Here is a 16258-nt window from a genome sequence, read left to right as displayed (position 1 = left end):
CCGACGGGAAATTGGTGAAGGACGACGGTGCACCGGACACAAAGCGGTACGACAGGAGGGCCCTCTTTGGTCACTTACGGCATCTACCCCGGCGTGGCGCGCAAGGACGCCCTGACGGCCCTGTGCCATTACCGCTGGGACGATTACCGGCGCGTCTTCGGCGGGGATCTCCGCGCGTATCTCGACTTCCTCATCGAGCAGGAAGAAGCGGCACGGTACGGTGACGACGGGCCCTACCGCGTCGTCCGGGTGCCGTTCGTCCCGCAGCGGTTCGCCGAGTGGCTGGCCGGCCACCCCGGCTGGAAGGACGACCCCGATGGCCACGGCGCCTGGGCGCTCGACGTGGCGCAGGACCCGGACGCGCTGCGGGCCATCCGCGACGAGGTCCCGCTGCTCACCCGGGCGCCGGCGGAAGAGAAGACCGCTTCCTCGACCTTCTTCATCGCGTTCCTGACGATGTACGGCCCGGACCAGGACCCGGGGCCGCTCGGGCGGACCCTGCCCTCTGCTTTCCTGGCCGAGGTGGGCGAGACCCTGCGCGCCTCGCTCGCCGACCTGCCGCCGTTCACCCCCCTGTCGCGGCTGCGGTCCGAGGGCATCGCCATCGTTCCGGGAAACCGGTTCGTCGACCCGGACCGCGCCGAGGACGCGGCGGAGCTCCTCGAGTCCCAGGTGCTGCGCGAGGTCCGGCAGGGCAGCCCGCCGGGGACGGCGGTGCCCGTCCCGCGGTCCTTGCGCCTGCACGCCGAGGCCGACCCGGACAGCCTCCAGACCGTGGTGCTGCTCCTGCCCGTGGTCGTGGTCGGGCCACAGGAACTGATCGACTATGTCGAGGAGAAGTGGGCGGCCGTCGGCGACCCGGTCGGCCGGGCGCTGGGCGAGTGCTTCCACCGGCACCTCCGCCTGCCCGCCCCACCGCCCGGCGTCTACTACGAGGCGACCATCGTGCCGCCCTACCTCGCCGGCGCGTTCGTGAACTCCGTCTTCGAGGAACTCGATGCCCTCGACGACCTGGACCTGGACGACTACGACGAGGACGACGAGGACGAGGACGACGACTTCCCGCAGCGCCCGCCCGGGCGGCACGGCCCGCCGGGGCCCCACGGGCGCCGCCACATTCGCCGGATCAAGTAGGCGGACCGGGGCGACCCCCAAGCTGGGGCAGGACTCCCCCCTCCGCCCGGTGCGCGCCCCGAGACCCTCTGCATGCCCACCCCCCGACTCCGGGCCGGGTTCGTCCGGCTATCCCCGGACCGCATCCCGCCAAGCCGCTACCGGGAGGCGACCAGCCTCTCGCACTACCGCGACCTCGGCGAGGAGGTGCCGCTCAAGGCCGTCGAACCGGTCGACCTGATCGTGGCCGGTCGGTCGCGGTATCCACGGACGGCGCCCGGGCGGGCAAGCGCCGGGCCCTACGCCACGGGCGCGGCGTTCACGATCGCCACTCCCGAACTCGTGCCGATCCGGTTGGCGCCGGCGGCGACCATCCGGCAGGCGGTCTCGTAGTCCCGGATGCCGCCGGCGGCCTTGACCCCCACCCCCGGCCCGACCGCGGCCCGCATGCGGCGGACGGCAGCCTCGGTGGCCCCGCCTGGCCCGAAGCCGGTCGACGTCTTCACGAAGTCGGCCCCCGCCTCGGCGGCGAGCCGGGCGGAGCGGTCGATCTCCTCGTCGGTGAGGAGCGCCGTCTCCAGGATGACCTTCACGATGGCCCCCGCCCGGTGCGCAGGCTCGATGACGGCGCGCAGGTGCTCGGCCACCTCCCGGTCGTGGCCGCCCTTGAGGAGCCCGATGGGCTGGACCATGTCGAGCTCGACCGCCCCGGCGGCGAGAGCGGCCTCGGCCTGCCGTGCCTTGTCGGCGGCCGTGCCGGCACCGAAGGGGAAGTCGACCACGGTGCCGACCTTGACGCGAGTGCCGGCGAGAAGGCGCGCCGCCAGCGGGACGAAGACCGGGTTGACGCAGACGGCGGCGAAGCCGTGGTGAGCTGCCTCGGTGCACAGGCGTTCCACCTGGTCGGGGGTCGCCTCGGGGCGGAGGAGCGTGTGGTCGATCATCGCGGCCAGGGCGGCTCGGGTGAGTGGCGGCAGTTCCGGCCCGATCATGGGCGATCCCCTCCCGATCGTCCCCATCGTTCTCAGCGAGGGCGTTGCGAATCCTGGCGGACAGTTTTGTCCACAGCTTTCTTGCCATACGTTACCACACAAACATGTGTTTGGCAAGGGGTTGAGCCAAGATCACCGGAGGGATTCCGCCGAAGGGTGACGAAGGCTAACGCGGCAACACAGAAATCTGGGAAGGGGGTCCCGTCCGGTGTCCCTTCGCCGTGTCGCGGCCATCGCGCTCAGCGCCGTCCTGGCCGCAAGCCTTCTGGCCGGATGTGGCCAGAAGCCTGCTGCGCCCGCGCAGCCGCAGCCGGGTGCCGCCGCCCAGCCCCAGCCACAGCAGCCCCAACAGCCCCAAGAAGCGAAGAAACTGAAGGTCGGGCTCGTCTTCGACGTGGGCGGCCGGGGCGACCTGTCCTTCAACGACTCGGCTTACGCCGGCCTGGAGAGGGCCCAGAAGGAGTTCGGCGACAAGATCGAGGTCAAGTACCTGGAGCCTTCGGCCGGCGGTGAGAACCGGGAGCAGCTCCTCCGCCTCCTGGCCGAGGAGAAGACCGACCTGATCTTCGGCGTCGGCTTCCTGTTCACCGAACACATCACCAAGGTCGCCAAGGAGTTCCCGCAGGTGAAGTTCGGCCTGATCGACGGCTTCATCGACGGGCTCAAGGACGACTCGAACGTGGTCAGCCTCCTCTTCAAGGAGCACGAAGGGTCGTTCCTCGTCGGGGCTGCCGCCGGGCTCAAGACGAAGACCAACAAGGTGGGCTTCGTTGGCGGAATGAAGATTCCGCTCATCGAACGGTTTGAGTCCGGTTACATCGCCGGGGTCAAGTACGTGAACCCCAAGGCGGAGGTCTTCTCCGACTACATCGGCACCACGGGCGACGCCTTCAAGGACCCGGTGAAGGGCAAGGAGCTGGCGCTCGCCCACTACAACAAGGGCTCCGACGTGGAGTACCACGCCTCCGGCGCCTCCGGCATCGGCGTCATCGAGGCGGCCGCTGCCAAGCAGAAGCTGGTCATCGGCGTCGACTCGGACCAGTCCCTGAGCGCGAAGGAGGACCAGCGCCCGTACATCCTCACCAGCATGCTCAAGCGGGTGGACGTCGCCGTCTACGAGACGATCAAGAGCCTGGTGGAGGGGAAGTGGAAGGGCGGCTACCGGGTCTTCGGCCTGGCGGACGACGGCGTGGGGTACGCGGAGAACCAGTACAATCAACAGATGCTGGCCGACATCAAGCCCCGGCTGGAGGACCTGAAGAAGAGGATCGTGGCCGGGGAGATCCAGGTACCGGTCGACCTCAAGGAACTCGAGGCGTTCCTGGCCAAGCTCCCCCGGTAGGGCCGGTGCGCGGTGGGGGGTGACGGACCGGTCACCCCCCTTCCCGTGTTCGGGCTCCGGGGATTCGAGAGGTTCGCGATGTCGGAACCCCGCACCGCCGCGGCGCCGGTGATCCAGGTCCGCGGCCTCACGAAACGCTTTCCCGGCATCACCGCCAACGACCGGGTCGACCTCGACGTGTTCCCCGGCGAGGTTCATGCCCTGGTCGGCGAGAACGGGGCGGGCAAGAGCACCCTGGTAAAGATCCTGACGGGCCTCTACCAGCCCGATGCGGGGGAGATCCGGGTGGGCGGCAAGCCCGTGCGGATCGACGGGCCGCGGCGGGCCATCGCACTGGGGATCGGCGTGGTGCACCAGCACTTCATGCTCATCCCCCGGTTCACCGTGGTCGAGAACATCGTGCTCGGGGCGGAGGTGGGCCGCCACGGGCTGCTGGACTGGGCCGCGGCCCGGGAACGGGTGCGGGCGGTGTGCCGCCAGTACGACTTCTCCCTCGACCCCGACGCCGTGGTCGCCGGCCTGTCGGTGGGCGAGCAGCAGCGGGTGGAGATCCTCAAGATGCTGCTGCGCGGCGCGGAGACCCTCATCCTGGACGAGCCCACCGCCGTCCTGGCGCCCCAGGAGGTCGACGAGCTCTTCCGCAACCTCGCCCGCCTCCGCGAGCAGGGCAAGGCCATCGTCCTGATCGCCCACAAGCTCGAGGAGGTGCTCCGCATCGCCGACCGGATCACCGTGCTCCGCCGGGGGCGGGTGGTGGGGACCGTGCCGGCCGCCTCCACGACGGCCGCGGCGCTCGCCCAGATGATGGTGGGCCGCCCTGTCCTGCTCCAGCGGCAGAAGGAGCCCGTCCGCCCCGGCGGGGTATTGCTGGAGGTCCAAGAGCTCGTCGTGCCCGGGCGCGGCGGGCAGCCCGCCGTGCGGGACGTGTCCCTCCACGTACGGGAAGGCGAGATCTACGGCCTCACCGGCATCGAGGGCAACGGGCAGACGGAGCTCGTGGAGGCCATCGTCGGGCTCCGGCGCCCGCTCGCCGGGCACGTCCGCCTGGCGGGGCGGGACGTCGCCGGGCTTTCCGTGCGGGAGATCCGGTCCCTGGGCGTGGCGTACATCCCCGAGGACCGCCACCGGCGGGGCATGGTCCTGCCCATGGCAGCGTGGGAGAACCTGATCCTGGGGAGGCACCGGACCCGGTTCACCCGCCGGGGGCTCCTCGCCGTGGCGGGCGCCGCCGAGCACGCCCGGCGCCTGGCCGCCGAGTACGACATCCGCCTCAGCTCGGTCGACCTCCCCGCCCTCAGCCTCTCCGGCGGCAACCAGCAAAAGCTCATCCTCGCCCGGGAACTGACCGACAGCCCCCGCCTCATCGTGGCCTCCCAGCCCACCCGCGGGCTGGACGTGGGGGCCACCGAGTTCGTGGAGCGGCAGCTCCTGGCGGCCCGTGCCGCCGGAAAGGCCGTGCTGCTGACCTCCGCGGACCTGGACCAGGTGCTGTCCCTCGCCGACCGGGTGGGGGTCATGTACGGCGGCCAGCTGGTCGCCGAGTTCCGCCCCGACGAGGTCGACCCCGCGGAGGTCGGCCGCTACATGCTCGGGGCCGCCCGGACCACGGTGCCGGCCGGCACGAAGGGTGGGGACGGGCCGTGAAGACGAGCTGGCGCCTAATCATCCTGGAGGCCCTGACACCGCTGGTGGCAATCCTGTTCGCAAGCCTCGTGGGCTCAGTCATCCTGGCAGGGATCGGCAAGAACCCGGTCGCGGTCTACGCGGGCATGTTCCGGTTCAGCTTCCAGCGGTTCGACAGCGTGGCCGCGATCCTCTTCCGCTCCACCCCCCTCATCTTCTCCGGGCTGGCCGTGGCCCTCGGATTCCGTGCGGGGCTGTTCAACATCGGGGTGGAGGGCCAGTACTTCATCGGCGCCATGCTGGCTGCCTGGGCCGGGTTCGGCCTCCGGGGCCTTCCTGCCGCGGTGCACCTGCCGCTGGTCATCGCCCTGGGGATGGCCGGCGGGGCCCTGTGGGCGCTCCTCCCGATCTGGCTCAAGGTGCGCCGGGGCGTGCACGAGGTCATCACCACGATCATGATGAACTACATCGCCTACTCGCTGGTGCACTACTTCGTAGCGGACCTTTACATGGACCGGGGGCAGAAGCTCTTCATGGGCCTGGGAAGCCCCCAGGTGCGCACGCCGCACATCGCCGAGTCGGCCCGGATGCCGACGCTCCACGGCCTGCTCGCCGGCCTCGGGGTCGAGTTGCCCCGGCACGTGTACCTGAACTGGTTCTTCCCCCTCGCCCTCCTCCTGGCGGTCGGGTTCTACTACCTCCTCTGGCGTACCCCCTTCGGTTACGAGGTGCGGGCGGTGGGGCTCGGGGCAGACGCCGCGGAGGCGGCGGGGATCGACACGCGGCGGGTGCTCTTGCGCACGTTCCTCCTGAGCGGCGCGGTGGCCGGACTCACCGGGCTCAGCCCGCTGCTGTCGTACATCGGCTACCTGGACATCGACTTTCCCAAGAACTATGGCTTCAACGGCATCGCCGTGGCCCTTCTCGGCAAGAACCACCCGCTCGGGATCGTCCTGTCCGCCCTGCTGTTCGGTTTCCTGGACCGGGGCGCCGAGGGCGTGCAGGCGCTCCAGGGGGTGCCGATGGACGCCATCGCCATCATCCAGGGCGTCATGGTGCTCTCCATCGTGGTGGCGGTCGAGCTCATGACCCGCTACGTCCGGCGCCAGCAGAAGAAGGAGGCGGTGTCCTGACATGGCCGTCCTGGAGATCGTCGCCTCCGCCTTGCGCATGAGCGTGCCCATCCTGCTGGCCGCGCTGGGCGCGGTGTACTCGGAGCGCGGCGGGATCGTGAACATCGGCCTCGAAGGCATGATGATCATGGGCGCCTTCTGGGGGGCCACGGGCGCGTACTTTCACGGTCCCGTGGCCGGGGTCGTCTGGGCCGTGGCCGCCGCCGTGGCCTTCGCCCTTCTCCACGCGCTCGCCACCGTCACCTTCCGGGTCGACCAGATCGTGAGCGGAGTGGCCCTCAACCTCCTGGCCTACGGCGTGGCCCGGTTCTCCAGCATCACGATCTTCAAGATGGCGACCACCACCCCGCACGTCCCCAAGTTCACGCCCTTCGACATCCCGCTCCTCGACCGGGTGCCGGCGCTGCACCCGCTCGTGACCGGGCTGTCTCCACTGCTGGTGCTTCCCTTCGCCCTGGTGCCGCTCAGCGCCTGGGTCCTGAACCGCACCGTGTTCGGGCTCCGGCTGCGTGCGTGCGGCGAGAATCCGCTCGCGGCGGACACCCTCGGCGTGAACGTCTTCGCCATGCGGTACGCGGGTGTGATCCTGAGCGGCGTCCTGGCGGGCCTCGCCGGGGCGTACCTGGCCATGGAACACGTGGGCATGTACGTGGAAGGGATGACTCAGGGGCGGGGGTTCATCGCCCTGGCGGCGATGATCTTCGGCAACTGGAACCCGGCCGGCGCCCTGATCGCCGCCCTTCTCTTCGGGCTGGCGGAAGCCGTCAGCTTCCGGGCGGTCGAGGCGGGTTCGGCCGTCCCGTACCAGTTCATCAAGATGATCCCCTACGTTCTGACGATCGCCGTCCTGAGCGGGGTCGTGCGCCGGGCGACGCCGCCGGCCGCCGACGGGCTGCCGTACGACCGGGAGGAACGCTAGGCGCCCACGCCTCTCGCCGGACACGGGGCCGGGCCCTGCAGGGTCCGGCCTCTTTCCATTCGCGCCAGCAACTTCAGGGTAGGCACGCACGGTGTGAGCTTGTACACTCGAACCGGCAACTTTGTGGACGTCCAAAGGTATGTCGCTTCTGCCCGACCCACCGATACACGCAGCAAGGGAGGCGACAGCATGCGACGCATCGGGCGCACCATCCTCACCGGGGTGATGACCCTCCTGTTCACGCTGTCGGTCGCGGCGGCTCCGGCCTCGGCGCACACGGTGTACCGCGTGCGGCGGGGCGACAGCCTGTGGAAGATCAGCCGGCGCTTCGGCACCACGGTCACGGCGCTGCGACGGGCCAACGGGGAGTGGGACGACCTCATCTACCCGGGCCAGCGGCTGGTCATCCCGTCCGGGCGCGGGGCGGATGGCGCCGGCCAGGCGACGGGCCGGGTGCACCTCTCGCCGGCGGACCGTGACCTCCTGGCCCGTGTCGTCACGGCGGAGGCCGGCGGCGAGCCCTACAAGGGCCAGGTGGCGGTGGCCGCGGTGATCCTCAACCGGGTGAGGAGCCCGCACTTCCCTGACACCGTCCGCGGCGTGATCATGGAGGGCGGTGGGCGGCAGTTCGAATCCGTCCTGATCGGCACGGCGTTCCAGAAGCCCACGGCGACGGCGTACCGGGCGGTCCGCGACGCCGAGCGGGGCTGGGACCCCACCGGCGGTGCGCTGTTCTTCTTCAACCCCGCGAAGACGAAGAACAAGTTCCTGTGGGGGCGCCCGCACGCAGTGACGATCGGCCGGCACCGGTTCACGTTCTGAGCACGGCAGGCCTGCCCGCCGGGCCGGACCGTACGCACACGACTCGCGTTCACCCAGGCGGCACGGGGTGCTATCGTGCGGAACGAAGTGCAGAACAGGGTCCGCTGGCGTCTTCGTCGTGGCTCCTGTTCTGCACATCCGAGGGCGAATGGGGTCAGGAGGACGGGGCAGAAGGCCGCGGGGTTTGGTCTTATGTCGACCCGCAGGGTCAAGACCCCGGACCGCGGGGCACGCTTCCCCGATTGAAGTGCAAAAGAGGAACCGCGACGCAGCTGCCAGCGGTTCCTCTTCTGCACTTCTGGCCGGTGGCCGCCCCAGGTCCGGGCGCGCCCGGGTCCCGCCTTGGGTCGGGCCGCGCCGGGCGGCGGTCGGGCCAGGTCGCCGCCAGGTGCCTGGGCTCCGACCCTGCTGCCGGCCCCACTCCGTCGACTAGCCCGGCACGATGACCACGTGCACGTCCGCGGGACCGTGCACCCCGATGCTGAGGTCGTTCTCGATGTCGGCGCTGCGGCTCGGGCCCGTGGCCAGCGCCAGCGAGGACGGCAGGTCCGGTTCCTCCACCAGGTGGCGGAAGAGCTCGGCCACCGACGGCACCAGCCGGCTCTCCGGCAGGACCGCGATGTGGGTACGCGGCAAGAGGCTCACGAGGCGCCCTCGCCCGGGGCCTGCCGGCAGGGCGATGCTGCCGGTCTCCGCCACCCCCCACCAGGCGCCGGTGACGCCGGCCCGGGCGCGGGCCGCCAGCTCCTTGAGGGCGGCGGGGCCCAGGTCCGGACGCCACACCGAGACCTCGACCCCGCGCGAGGCCAGCGCCGCCGCCAGCTCGAGCCGGGTCAGCAGCGGGTCATCCCAGAGGAGGACGGGGCCGGGCGCCGCTGCGCCCTGAGCCTCTCCCCCCGCCGGAGGCGAGGGGGGGATGCCGCGGCCCGCCGCCACCACGTCCGGCGCGACCACCGAGAGCACGTAGTCGACCGCCTCGGCGTCGGCAGCCACCCGGATGGCCTTGCCGCCCAGCCTCCCGAGCTGTGCCACGAACCGCCGGACCAGCTCCGCCGCGGGGATCGACGGCGGGCGCTCCGGCAGGGACGCCCGCGGGTCCCACGCCACCTGGTCACGCGGGGCCGGCTGGCCCAGGCGCCGGGCGATCCTCGCCAGCATCTCCGCCCGCTCCGTCACGCCCGCTGCCCCCTTTCCCGCAGGTGTTCCGCCCAGAGCTCGCGGAAGCTCTTCTCCGGCGGCGCCGGCAGGTCCCGGCCCTCGGTCCAGGCGCGCAGGGGGCCCGGGGCCTTCACCGCCCACCGCCGGCCGCCCTCCTCCTCACGGGCGAACCAGCGCAGCGCCAGCCGCCCCACCCGCACCGACAGCCGGTACGCCCACGGCTTCGTCCAGGCAGCGGCCCCAAGGCGCAGCGGCCCGCCCAGGCCGCTCTGGTCCAGGCCCTCGCGCGCCGTCTTCTGCCGGTGCTTCAAGATGAGGTCGTGGAGCGGGATCCCCACCGGGCAGGCCTCCCAGCACGCCGCACACAGGCTGCAGGCCTCGGCGGGAAGGTCCTTCCAGTCCCGGAACTCGCCCAGGAGCGGCGTGAGCACGGTGCCGACGGGTCCGCTGTACACCGCGCCGTAGGCGTGGCCACCGGTCTGCCGGTACACGGGGCAGTGGTTCAGGCAGGCGCCGCAGCGGATGCAGTGCAGCACCTCCTGGTACTCGGTCCCGAGGATGTCCGAACGGCCGGCGTCCAGGAAGATCACGTGCAGCTCCTCGGGGCCGTCGGCCTCGCCGGGCCGCCTGGGTCCCGTGATCATGTGGGTGTAGACGCTGATCTTCTGCCCGGTGCTGCTGCGGGCGAGCAGGCCGAGGAACACGTAGAGGTCGGCCAGGGTGGGGACCAGCTTCTCGATCCCGACCACTGCCACGTGCACGGGCGGCGCGGAGGTCACCAGCCGGCCGTTGCCCTCGTTGGTGACGATGCAGAGCGTCCCCGTCTCCGCCACCACGAAGTTGGCTCCGCTGATGCCCATGCCGGCGCGGACGAACTTCTCCCGCAGCACCTGGCGGGCCACGCCGGTCAGGGTGGGCGTGTCGGTGCTGAGCTCCCGACCCACCACCCGGCCGAACAGCTGGGCGATCTCCTCCCGGGTCTTGTGGATCGCCGGCCCGACGATGTGCGACGGGGTCTCACCCGCCAGCTGGATGATGTACTCGCCCAGGTCGGTCTCGACGACCTCGATGCCGTCCGCCTGCAGCGCACGGTTGAGGTGGACCTCCTCGGTGGCCATCGACTTGGACTTGACGGCCAGCGTCACCCCGCGCCGGCGGGCGATCTCGCGCACGATCTCGCCGACCTCGTGCGCCCCGGCGGCGAAGTGGACGTGGCCGCCCCGCTCCCCGATGGCGGTCGCCGCCCGGGCGAGGTAGTGGTCCAGGTGGTCGAGCGTGTGCTGCTTGATGGCCCGCGCCCGCTCCCGCATGGCCGCAAAGTCGCCCAGGGCCAGGCCCTCCCGGGCCAGCTGGGCGAGCTCGGCCATCGCCGCCCGGCGGGCGCTCATGAAGTTGTTCATGGTCACCCGCACGGCGCGGCGGAGCCGGGGGTTCTCCAGCGCCTTGCGGGCGCGGGCCCGGAAGGTGCCCCCGGCCATCACAGCCCCACCCCCTCGGCCAGGACCTCGGCCACGTGCATGATCTTCAGGGGAAGCCGGCGCCGGTGCGCCCGGCCCGCCAGGTGGAGCAGGCACGACGGGTCCGCCCCCACGAGGAGGTCCGCTCCCGTGCGGGTCACGTCGTCCAGCTTCTCGTCGGCCATCGCCACGGAGACCTCCGGGGACTTCACCGAGAAGGTACCGCCGAAGCCGCAGCACAGCTCGGGGTGTTCGAGGGGCACCAGCTCCAGGTCGCGCACGTTGCGCAGGAGGCGCAGGGGCGGCTCCTCCACCCCCAGGAGGCGAGTCATGTGGCAGGACTGGTGGTAGGTGGCGCGGGCCGGGTAGCGGGCGCCCAGGTCCTCCACCCCCAGCACCTCGACGAGGAACTGGGTGAACTCGTAGATCCGGCCGGAGATCTGCCGGGTGCGATCGAGCCGGGCCGGGTCGTCACGGAAGATCTCGGGGTAGTAGTGCTGCACCATGCTCGCGCACGACCCGGACGGGCTCACGATGTAGTCGGCCCCGTCGAACACGTCCAGGAAGTGACGGGCGAGTGCGGCCGCCGCCTCCGGGTAGCCGCTGTTCCACTGCGGCTGGCCGCAGCAGGTCTGCCCCTCCGGGAAGGTCACCTCCACCCCGAGGTGTTCGAGAAGCTTGACCACCGCCATGCCGGCCCGGGGAAAGAACAGGTCGCCGAGGCAGGTGATGAACAGGGCCACGCGCAACCGGCATCCCGCCTTCTCGTCCCGGCCGACCCGGTCAGCGCTCCGGGTCACCGGTGCCTGTGGTTTCCGACGCCTGGTGGTACAGGGTCCGCTCCACGCCCTCGATGTGCGCCCGCATCCGCTCGCGGGCGAGCGGCGCGTCGCGGTCCCGGATGGCCTCCAGGATCCCGCGGTGCTCGGCGAGCAGGCGCTCGCCCATCGAGGGGATGCGGAGGAGCCGCCGGCGGTAGGCCTCGAGCGACTCCCGCATGCTCTCGCTGAGCGTCCGCATGATCTGCAGCAGGAGCCCGTTGCCGGACGCCCCGGCGATCGCGTAGTGGAACTGCCAGTCGGCCGCAGCGCCCAGCTGCCCCGACCGGTGCTCGTCCTCCATCGCCTGCAGAGCGGTCTCGATCGCAACCAGGTCCTCCGGCTCCCACCGCTGGGCCGCCAGGAAGGCGCTGTCCGCCTCCAGCGCCATCCGGATCTCCAGCAGTTCCCGCCCCACGGCCTCGTCGCGCTCCATGGTCAGGAGCGTCGCGAGCGGGCCGATCAGCACTTCCGGCGTGGCGCTGCGGATGAAGGTGCCCTCTCCCGGGCGCACCTCGAGGAGCCCGGTCATGCTCAGCGCCGACAGCGCCTCACGCACGGCGGCGCGGCTGACCCCGAACGCTTCGGCCAGCTGGCGCTCGGGGGGAAGCCGGTCGCCCGGCCGGAGTACGCCCTCCCGGATCATCCGGGAGATCTGGTCGACGATCTGCTGGTAGATGCGCTGGCTCGTGATCCGCTCGAACCGGGTCACCGCGGCCTCCCTGCCCTCGTGCGCCGCACTGGCGGGCTGGTCTGACCACCTGGCCGTGGACACGGAGAAAAGATTCGCCTTGACGATTCGCAGTCCTGCCTTGGCACGCCGGCTTCGTCCGAACGGCGGCCTCCGGCCGTACGGCGGTCGATCCGTCACGAGCTCTCGTACGGTGCGTGTACTGCGTTACTCTGCACCGGTGCGACACGTGGCAGGCACCGTGGCGAGGTGACGGTTGGCAGCAACACCATGTTGTGGTAATATGAAAGCATGGCTGGCGTCGGGAGGAGACGCGGCATGCGACGGATCGACCGGGAATGTCTGTCCCGGGTTGCACGCGACCACCGTCTCCTCGCTCTGTACCTCTTCGGTTCGGTGGCGTCGGAGACCGCAGGACCGGACAGCGACGTGGACGTGGCGGCGCTGTTCTCTCCTGACGACCGGCGCTGGCGAGAGGCCAGCACTTACATCGACATCCGTGGCATGGCAGGTTCCCGGAACCGTCTGGTACACCTTTACGCGGAAGTCACCCCCGACGAACTGCACCAGATCCTGCGGGAACGACTTGGCCACCTGACGGAATTCGCCCGCCACGTCCTCGCGTGGTTGGAAACCAGCCAGACACCATTAGGACAGGTGCGACAGGCACGATGGACGAACCGGACGGCTTCAGGCCGAAAGACGTCCTGGTCGGCTGCTGCGGCTGGGCGCTCCGGCAGGCCGACTACGTTCGGCGGTACCCGATTGTGGAAATCCAGCAGACCTTCTATGACCCGCCGCGTGAGGCCACGCTGGTCCGGTGGCGGGAAGCAGCGCCGGAGGGCTTCGTGTTCACGATGAAGGCGTGGCAGCTCGTCACCCACCCGGCATCGTCCCCGACTTACCGTCGCCTCCGCCGGCCCCTGCCCGGCTGCAAGGAAGCGTACGGCTCGCTGCAGGGGACCCCGGAAGTGGAAGACGCGTGGAGGGAAACCGTACGAGCGGCCCGGATCCTCGGGGCGCGCCTCGTGCTCCTCCAGACCCCGGCCTCCTTCCGACCTACGCAAGAGAACCTCACACGGATGCGCCGCTTCCTGCGCGACGCCGAACGGGGCCCCTTCGTGCTGGCCTGGGAGCCCCGCGGGCCATGGCCGGAGGAGGTGGTCCGGGACCTGTGCCGGGAGTTGGACCTGGTCCACGCCGTGGACCCCTTCGTGGCGCAACCGGTATGGGGTGACCTGCAGTACCTCCGCCTGCACGGGGTCGGCGGCTACGGCTACCGGTACACTGACGCCGATCTGAACCGGTTGCGCGGGCTCATTCGCCCGCCGGCGTGGGTCCTGTTCAACAACGTGTCCATGGCCGCCGACGCAGCCCGATTTCAAGCGCTGCTGGGCGGTGGTTAGCGCCCCACGGTTTCCTCAGCCACCCAGCGGAGGTAGTCCGGGTTCCCGCGCTCGATGGGGACGGCGTTCACGGCCGGGACCGTGTAGCTGTGCAGGGCCTTCACGCGCGCGATGAGGTCGTCCAGGCGCTCGCGGTGGGCCTTGAGCAGCAGCAGGGCCTCACCGTCCTCCACGAGGCGCCCCTCCCAGTGGTAGAAGGAGCGGACGCCGGGCACGACGTTGGCGCAGGCGGCGAGCCGCTCCTCCACCACCTGACGGCCGATCCGCGCCGCTTCCTCCTCGTTCGAAGTGGTGACGTACACGAGGAACACGTCGGTCACGGGTCACGACCTCCCTCCGGCTTGTAGAAGATCAGGCAGTAGTGATGGTGATAGTTCGGGACAAAGACCTTGGGGTAGCCCCAGATGCCCAGGGGCTTCGAGTCCTGACACCAGATCCTTTCGCCGTGGAACACCCAGGGGCCCCGCTCGGTCAGCTCGCGCACGAGGTCCCAGGCGAAGGGCTGCACGGCGCCTGCAGGGGTGCGCATGTTCTGGGCGACCACCACCAGGTAGCGCCCCGGGCGGGTGAGAGCGTAGACGTGCCGGAACACCTCGCCGAGGGCGGCCAGGAACGAGCCGTAGTCAGGCCGGTTGCCGAGGTCGTCCGGGTGGTCCGAGTACGTGGTGGCCAGGCCGCGCTTCGCTCGCCGCTTGTGCACCGACTCCACGCCGCCCCGGCTCTTCGACAGCATGTCCCAGTACGGCGGGGAGGTCATGGTGAAGTCGAAGCGCGCAGGTACCTCCGGGTGGGCCTGCCGGAGCCGCCCCAGCACCTCCGGAAGACGGACGGCGTCGCCCTCCGCCACGAGTTGCCGGGTGCCGGCAGCCTCGGCTGCCACTCGGCGCCGGGCGACGGCCGCGAACGCGGGAACCAGTTCGATCCCGACACCGCTGCGCCCGGACCGGGCGGCCGCTACGAGCGTCGACCCGACCCCGCAGAAGGGATCCAGGACCCACTCCCCGGCCTTGGTGAAGAACCGCAGGAAGTCGGTCACCAGCCCCTCGGGGTACTTGGCGGGGTGCTCCAGCTCCTCCCGGCTGCGGGGCGGCGGGTCGTGGACGAACCAGGTGCGGGTGAAGCGCAGCCACTCCCGCCCGGTGAGGTCGTTCAGCTGGTTCTTCGGGTGCCGGCGCTCCGGTCGGGGCGCTGTCTGGGACAAACGCCGTCCCCCCTTCCAGCCGCACAGCAGCGCATGCACCCGGGAACGGCCGGTGGATGTCCGCCGCGCGTACACCGGGTTTCCATACGCATAGGGTAGCACGGGCACCGGCTGGAATCCTGCACGACGAGGAGATCATCCGTGGGGGCTGCGCGCCTCGACGGTTACGTATCCGTGCCCGGTCGGGAGTCGGTGGCGCTTGGGCCGCTGCAGGAAGCGTCGGGACGCAGATCGTCCGAACTCCGGCCGAAGCGGTCCCACACGCCGAGACTCCCTGCTCCTTGCCGGTGCCTCACATTGGCCACCGGCGACGCGCCGAGTCCGAGGAGAATCCGGATGCGTATCGAGATTCATCAGGCCGGGGGCGCCGAGTCGCCCTTCGCGCCCGCCGCGAGCCCGTTTCCCGGCGAATCACCCGGCGGGCCGCCGTCGCCCCGCATCACGGCCAACCTGTGGCTCGAGTTCCACGAAGCCTTCCGCTCCCAACAGTTCGCCATGACGTACCGGCACGACCGCCCCGTCCTCCGCATCCTCCACGCGGAGGCGACCCCCCTCCGCCCGATGCGGTGGATTCCCGATTCGGGCTGCCTCGAGCTGACGGTGAAGGTCCTTCTGGCCTTCGAGACGTCGGATCGCCCGGCGATGCTGGCACAAGACGTCGTCCTGAGGGCACACCTCGGCCCGGCGGACGGGGTCGACGCCGACACTCCCGCCGTTCAGCTCGAGGGCACCACGGTCGACCCAGCGGACCCGTGTTTGGTCACCGGCACACTCCACGTCCTGCCCTGGCGGTGCAGGCTGCGCCGTCCGGTCCACATCTCGATCACGTGGTGAATGCGGCCCGGCCAAGGTGCCGGGCCGTCTCCTCTGCCTCGCTGCGCGGCCCCAGCCTGCGAAGGAACGGGTGTGGAGCGCTCTACATAAGTATGAGACGGGACTTCCGAAAGGAGTGGTTGGATGAGTGCCGTTCCGCCGCTCGCGGGTGGCGAGATCCAGATCTTCCATAGTGACGCCGACCCACCGATCACCCCGACGGTCTGCGTGGACACCACCGAGACCGGCGTCCTCACCCCGGGCACGCTGGACATCGTCCAGCTCTGCCGGACCAAGATCCGGCGCCGCTGCAGCTACGATCCGCCCCCCACCACCATCACCTGCAGCCCCACGCTGCCGCCCGGAACCACCATCGTCGCCGTGCTCTTCTCCACCGCCTTCCCGCTCAGCTCGACGTGCTTCAACGGCCAGTTCACGCTCACCATCCGGTCGGCGTTCTTCCTGCAGCTATCGAACGGCAACTTCATCACCTGCCAGGTCGACACCGACTTCACCGACAACCTGGGTTCCGGCACGGACTGCGCGCTCTCCAGCCCGCCGCCGAGCGCCACGGTCAGCGGGGCCACCATCATCGGCGGGGGCACCGCCGTGCAGGCCACCCTCGACGTCGGCGCGTTCGACGTGTCCATCTGCCAGGACCGAGCGGTGAAGGTGGTTCTGGCGCCGTCCAGCGTGGCCGACCGGGTCACCACGCCGTTCACCGGCTCCTGATCCCTGTCCAGCATCCCCGTGGTGAAGGCCACCGGTAC

General features: G+C 70.7%; 16 protein-coding genes and 1 pseudogene. 10 read left to right on the top strand and 7 right to left on the bottom strand.

The window, feature by feature from the left end:
• Window positions 1-66: 66 nt before the first annotated feature.
• Window positions 67-1134 (top strand): hypothetical protein, encoded by a 1068-nt coding sequence (locus caldi_RS03985; protein ID WP_264843819.1) that lies wholly within the window; start codon window positions 67-69, stop codon window positions 1132-1134.
• Between the two features lie 278 nt (window positions 1135-1412).
• Here the strand turns inward: caldi_RS03985 and deoC are convergent, their stop codons facing one another.
• A complete protein-coding gene (gene deoC, locus caldi_RS03980) occupies window positions 1413-2105 on the bottom strand; it encodes a deoxyribose-phosphate aldolase (RefSeq protein WP_264843818.1) in 693 nt (230 codons plus the stop codon).
• A 208-nt stretch (window positions 2106-2313) separates the two neighbouring features.
• On the opposite strand from deoC, the gene caldi_RS03975 reads away from it, so the two are divergent.
• The 5 genes from caldi_RS03975 (at window position 2314) to caldi_RS03955 (ending at window position 7944) form a co-directional block, all read left to right on the top strand.
• Window positions 2314-3447: a BMP family lipoprotein gene (locus caldi_RS03975; protein ID WP_264843817.1), complete on the top strand. Its 1134-nt coding sequence runs from the start codon at window positions 2314-2316 to the stop codon at window positions 3445-3447.
• Window positions 3448-3525: 78 nt separating this feature from the next.
• Window positions 3526-5091, top strand: coding sequence for an ABC transporter ATP-binding protein (locus tag caldi_RS03970; RefSeq protein WP_264843816.1), 1566 nt, complete (start codon window positions 3526-3528; stop codon window positions 5089-5091).
• Entirely contained in the window at window positions 5088-6203 is a 1116-nt protein-coding gene (locus caldi_RS03965) for an ABC transporter permease (RefSeq protein WP_264843815.1), read from the top strand. Before caldi_RS03970 ends, caldi_RS03965 begins: the two co-directional genes overlap by 4 nt.
• Window position 6204: 1 nt before the next feature.
• Entirely contained in the window at window positions 6205-7122 is a 918-nt protein-coding gene (locus caldi_RS03960; RefSeq protein WP_264843814.1) for an ABC transporter permease, read from the top strand.
• Between the two features lie 189 nt (window positions 7123-7311).
• Complete coding sequence (locus caldi_RS03955) at window positions 7312-7944, top strand: cell wall hydrolase (RefSeq protein WP_264843813.1); 633 nt, start codon at window positions 7312-7314, stop codon at window positions 7942-7944.
• Between the two features lie 429 nt (window positions 7945-8373).
• Here the strand turns inward: caldi_RS03955 and caldi_RS03950 are convergent, their stop codons facing one another.
• The 4 genes from caldi_RS03950 to caldi_RS03935 are packed head-to-tail and all read right to left on the bottom strand — an operon-like array spanning window position 8374 to window position 12089.
• Window positions 8374-9120: a LutC/YkgG family protein gene (locus caldi_RS03950; RefSeq protein ID WP_264843812.1), complete on the bottom strand. Its 747-nt coding sequence runs from the start codon at window positions 9118-9120 to the stop codon at window positions 8374-8376.
• Window positions 9117-10580, bottom strand: coding sequence for a LutB/LldF family L-lactate oxidation iron-sulfur protein (locus caldi_RS03945; RefSeq protein ID WP_264843811.1), 1464 nt, complete (start codon window positions 10578-10580; stop codon window positions 9117-9119). Before caldi_RS03945 ends, caldi_RS03950 begins: the two co-directional genes overlap by 4 nt.
• Window positions 10580-11302, bottom strand: coding sequence for a (Fe-S)-binding protein (locus tag caldi_RS03940; protein WP_319951819.1), 723 nt, complete (start codon window positions 11300-11302; stop codon window positions 10580-10582). The genes caldi_RS03945 and caldi_RS03940 overlap by 1 nt, the downstream gene beginning before the upstream one ends.
• Window positions 11303-11342: 40 nt before the next feature.
• Window positions 11343-12089: a FadR/GntR family transcriptional regulator gene (locus caldi_RS03935; RefSeq protein WP_264843809.1), complete on the bottom strand. Its 747-nt coding sequence runs from the start codon at window positions 12087-12089 to the stop codon at window positions 11343-11345.
• A gap of 270 nt (window positions 12090-12359) precedes the next feature.
• On the opposite strand from caldi_RS03935, the pseudogene caldi_RS17715 reads away from it, so the two are divergent.
• Window positions 12360-12674, top strand: a pseudogene (locus caldi_RS17715) (nucleotidyltransferase family protein); the annotation flags it as partial.
• Window positions 12675-12739: 65 nt separating this feature from the next.
• Window positions 12740-13474, top strand: a complete 735-nt coding sequence (locus caldi_RS03930) for a DUF72 domain-containing protein (protein WP_264843808.1) — start codon at window positions 12740-12742, stop codon at window positions 13472-13474.
• On the opposite strand, the gene cutA is transcribed toward caldi_RS03930, so the two are convergent.
• On the bottom strand, window positions 13471-13794 hold the full coding sequence (cutA, locus tag caldi_RS03925) for a divalent-cation tolerance protein CutA (RefSeq protein ID WP_264843807.1): 324 nt from the start codon (window positions 13792-13794) through the stop codon (window positions 13471-13473). The genes caldi_RS03930 and cutA overlap by 4 nt on opposite strands.
• A complete protein-coding gene (locus caldi_RS03920) occupies window positions 13791-14675 on the bottom strand; it encodes a class I SAM-dependent methyltransferase (protein ID WP_264843806.1) in 885 nt (294 codons plus the stop codon). The genes cutA and caldi_RS03920 overlap by 4 nt, the downstream gene beginning before the upstream one ends.
• 336 nt (window positions 14676-15011) lie before the next feature.
• Between caldi_RS03920 and caldi_RS03915 the strand changes: the two genes are divergently transcribed.
• Both caldi_RS03915 and caldi_RS03910 read left to right on the top strand, forming a co-directional pair.
• Complete coding sequence (locus caldi_RS03915; RefSeq protein ID WP_264843805.1) at window positions 15012-15509, top strand: hypothetical protein; 498 nt, start codon at window positions 15012-15014, stop codon at window positions 15507-15509.
• A gap of 123 nt (window positions 15510-15632) precedes the next feature.
• Complete coding sequence (locus caldi_RS03910; protein WP_264843804.1) at window positions 15633-16220, top strand: hypothetical protein; 588 nt, start codon at window positions 15633-15635, stop codon at window positions 16218-16220.
• The last annotated feature ends 38 nt before the right edge of the window (window positions 16221-16258 follow it).

It is taken from the genome of Caldinitratiruptor microaerophilus (assembly GCF_025999835.1).
GTDB lineage: Bacteria > Bacillota > Sulfobacillia > Symbiobacteriales > ZC4RG38 > Caldinitratiruptor > Caldinitratiruptor microaerophilus.
This window is presented reverse-complemented; position numbering and strand designations above follow the sequence as displayed.

Coding starts and splice junctions, on each gene's coding strand:
- caldi_RS03945 (WP_264843811.1), bottom strand. CDS start 10,580: ATGGCCGGGGGCACCTTCCGGGCCCGCGCCCGCAAGGCGCTGGAGAAC.
- deoC (WP_264843818.1), bottom strand. CDS start 2,105: ATGATCGGGCCGGAACTGCCGCCACTCACCCGAGCCGCCCTGGCCGCG.
- caldi_RS03955 (WP_264843813.1), top strand. CDS start 7,312: ATGCGACGCATCGGGCGCACCATCCTCACCGGGGTGATGACCCTCCTG.
- caldi_RS03930 (WP_264843808.1), top strand. CDS start 12,740: ATGGACGAACCGGACGGCTTCAGGCCGAAAGACGTCCTGGTCGGCTGC.
- caldi_RS03970 (WP_264843816.1), top strand. CDS start 3,526: ATGTCGGAACCCCGCACCGCCGCGGCGCCGGTGATCCAGGTCCGCGGC.
- caldi_RS03915 (WP_264843805.1), top strand. CDS start 15,012: ATGCGTATCGAGATTCATCAGGCCGGGGGCGCCGAGTCGCCCTTCGCG.
- caldi_RS03910 (WP_264843804.1), top strand. CDS start 15,633: ATGAGTGCCGTTCCGCCGCTCGCGGGTGGCGAGATCCAGATCTTCCAT.
- caldi_RS03960 (WP_264843814.1), top strand. CDS start 6,205: ATGGCCGTCCTGGAGATCGTCGCCTCCGCCTTGCGCATGAGCGTGCCC.